Origin of the sequence: Brevibacterium sp. VCM10, from assembly GCF_000583215.1 — a bacterium.
Classification (GTDB): domain Bacteria; phylum Actinomycetota; class Actinomycetes; order Actinomycetales; family Brevibacteriaceae; genus Brevibacterium; species Brevibacterium linens.
On record NZ_JAJB01000039.1, the window covers coordinates 1 to 2,625 of the forward strand.

General features: G+C 60.0%; 2 protein-coding genes. Both read left to right on the forward strand.

Translation table 11 applies throughout. From position 1 onward, the window contains the following. Nucleotides 1-131 precede the first annotated feature (131 nt). Nucleotides 132-1,757, forward strand: a complete 1,626-nt coding sequence (gene istA, locus AD89_RS0112350) for an IS21 family transposase (RefSeq protein WP_025779315.1) — start codon at nucleotides 132-134, stop codon at nucleotides 1,755-1,757. Next, nucleotides 1,754-2,524: an ATP-binding protein gene (locus AD89_RS0112355; RefSeq protein ID WP_025779316.1), complete on the forward strand. Its 771-nt coding sequence runs from the start codon at nucleotides 1,754-1,756 to the stop codon at nucleotides 2,522-2,524. Before istA ends, AD89_RS0112355 begins: the two co-directional genes overlap by 4 nt. Nucleotides 2,525-2,625 lie beyond the last annotated feature (101 nt).

Consider the following 2,625-nt stretch of genomic DNA (forward strand, 5'->3'; position numbering starts at 1 on the left):
TGTTCGGAAGCGGCATTCGGTAGCACCTGTGTAACGAAGTGGTAGCAGCTATGTAAGTACCCGGTAGCAGTAGAGCAGGATTGCTTTCACCCACGACAGTGAAGTCGTGAACAGTGAAAGGAATCCTGCTCATGGCCGACTACCGGCTCATTCTTTCCCTGATCGTTCAGGGATACTCCTACCGCCAGATCGAAGCGATGGCGCAATGCTCGCACCGCGCGATCGCGAAAGCCCACACGATCGTCAAGAATCAGTCATTGACGACAAGGGAGCAAGTCGATGCCCTCACCATCGACGACCTCGACCGGTTCTTCACCGACGGCCGCAAAAACACCGACGAGGACTTCGTCCCGATCAATATCGATGCCGTCATCAACGCTCGCATCGGGCGGAAGAAGCCACCATTGAAAGTGCTGTGGGCCCGCTACCTCAACACCCCAGCACCCACCCCAACGGCACGCCACTACAGATACGAACGGTTCTGCCAGATCATCGCCGAACACGTCCGCACCCACGACCTCACCAGCCCGATCACTCACATCCCGGGGCATACGATGCAAGTCGACTGGGCCGGAACCCCGATGTGGATCACCGACCCGATCACCCGCGCGGCCACAAAAGTCTCGATCTTCGTCGCCACACTGCCCTATTCGGGAATGATCTTCGCCTACGGGTGCCTCGATGAGAAACTCTCTGCCTGGTGCGATGCCCACAGACGGGCCTTCGAATACTTCGGCGGTGTCGCTCAAGTCATCATCCCCGACAATGCTTCAACAGCGTCGAACCAGATCAGCAAGTACGACAAGACCCGCGACGTCAACGCCTCCTACGCCGGATTCCTCGAGCACTACAACACGGCGGCTGTGCCGACTCGGGCCTATAAACCGAAGGAGAAAGCCAACGTCGAATCCGGCGTCAAGATCGTCACGAACTGGGTCATCCACTACCTCGCCGACCGGCACTTCGCTGACATAGACGACCTCAACGCGGCTGTCGCCGACCGAGTCGAGTGGATCAACGACCGCACCCCGTTCCGCAGCCAACCGCGATCCCGGCGGGACTGGTTCACCGACGATGAAGCAAACGACCTGCTCAGCCTGCCCGACCAGCCCTGGCAGGACGTGACCTGGAAGAAGGCGAAAGTCTCCCGCGACTGGCACATCCAGATCGAAACCATCAAATACTCCGTGCCCGCCGCCTTCGTCGGCACCACCGTGGATGTGCGCATCATCGGCACCCGACTCGACATCCTCGCCGCCGGCGACATCATCGCCAGCCACCGAGTGGCGACGAAGAAGCACTCATATGTCACCGACGCCGACCACGCCCCAGCCTCTCAAGGCAAGACTGCTGGGTTGTGGACTCGCGGCTACTTCCTCCGCCAAGCCGCGAAGACGGGACCGAACACAGTCGAAGCACTCACGCGGCTGCTGGATGCCAAGAAGATCGAAGCCCAAGGGTTCAGAGCCTGCATGAACATCCTCTCCCTGGGCAAAGGCGACAACCGGCCCTTACTGGAACAGGCCTGCCAAACATTGTGCGCCGATGAACGCCGACCGATCAGCTACACCGCGGTCAAACACCAGCTGACAGCTGTTCGGGCTCAGGCCAAGCAACGACCGGCAGTCACACCACCACCACCATCACCGGCCCCAGTCCCTGCAATGTCCCGGGATACCAGCCGTGCTCACCTGACTGGAGTTGACCAATTCCGGCTGACGGCGCTGACGAACGATGAGAAAGGCTCCGACCAATGAGTAATCACCTGACCACTGATGACATGGCGACGTTCACCCAACTGCGCATGACCGCGTTCGGACAAGCCGTGATCGATATCGCCAACGATTCCGACTACGACGACTGGACGTTCTCCGCCAAGATTCACCACGCTCTCGATATCGAGCTCGCTGCCCGGGCAGAACGCCGCGTCCACAAACTCCTCAAAGCCTCGCACACCCCGAACCCTGCAGCCTGCGTCGAAGACGTCCGCTACCTACCTGACCGGACGCTGACTCGCGACGTTGTTGACCGGCTCGCCTCGTGTGCCTGGATTGAGAATGCGACGAACGTGATCATCCTCGGCAAGACCAGTGTCGGCAAGTCCTATCTGGCCCAGGCTCTGGTCAACGCTGCCTGCCGGAAGGACTACACCGTCGCGTACTGGCGGCTTGATGATCTGGGGAACCGGTTAGCGGTCTATCAACCGTCTGATCCTGGAGGATTGCGGTTCTCCGACAGTCTGCGCAACTGCGATGTCCTCGTCCTCGATGACTTCCTGACCACTCCGATCTCGATGGACACGACGGCGAAGATACTGAACATTCTTGCCAGCAGAGAAGGCCGCGGAGCCACAATCGTCACATCCCAGTTCGACCCCGAAGACTGGTACAAATCACTCCACGATGCCGTCATCGCCGAGTCAATCCTGAGCCGGCTGGTATCTGTCAGCGAGATCGTCCAACTCGATGGCCCGAACATGCGGAAGAAGACTCGACAGCAACCCGAGGTCGATAGTCCGGCGTGACCGTAAGCTGGGAGCGCGGGGTGCCGGAGTGGTGCTACCGGATCCCCGCGCTCCTGCTACCACTTCGTTCCACGCGTGCTACCGAATGCCGCTTCCCTACA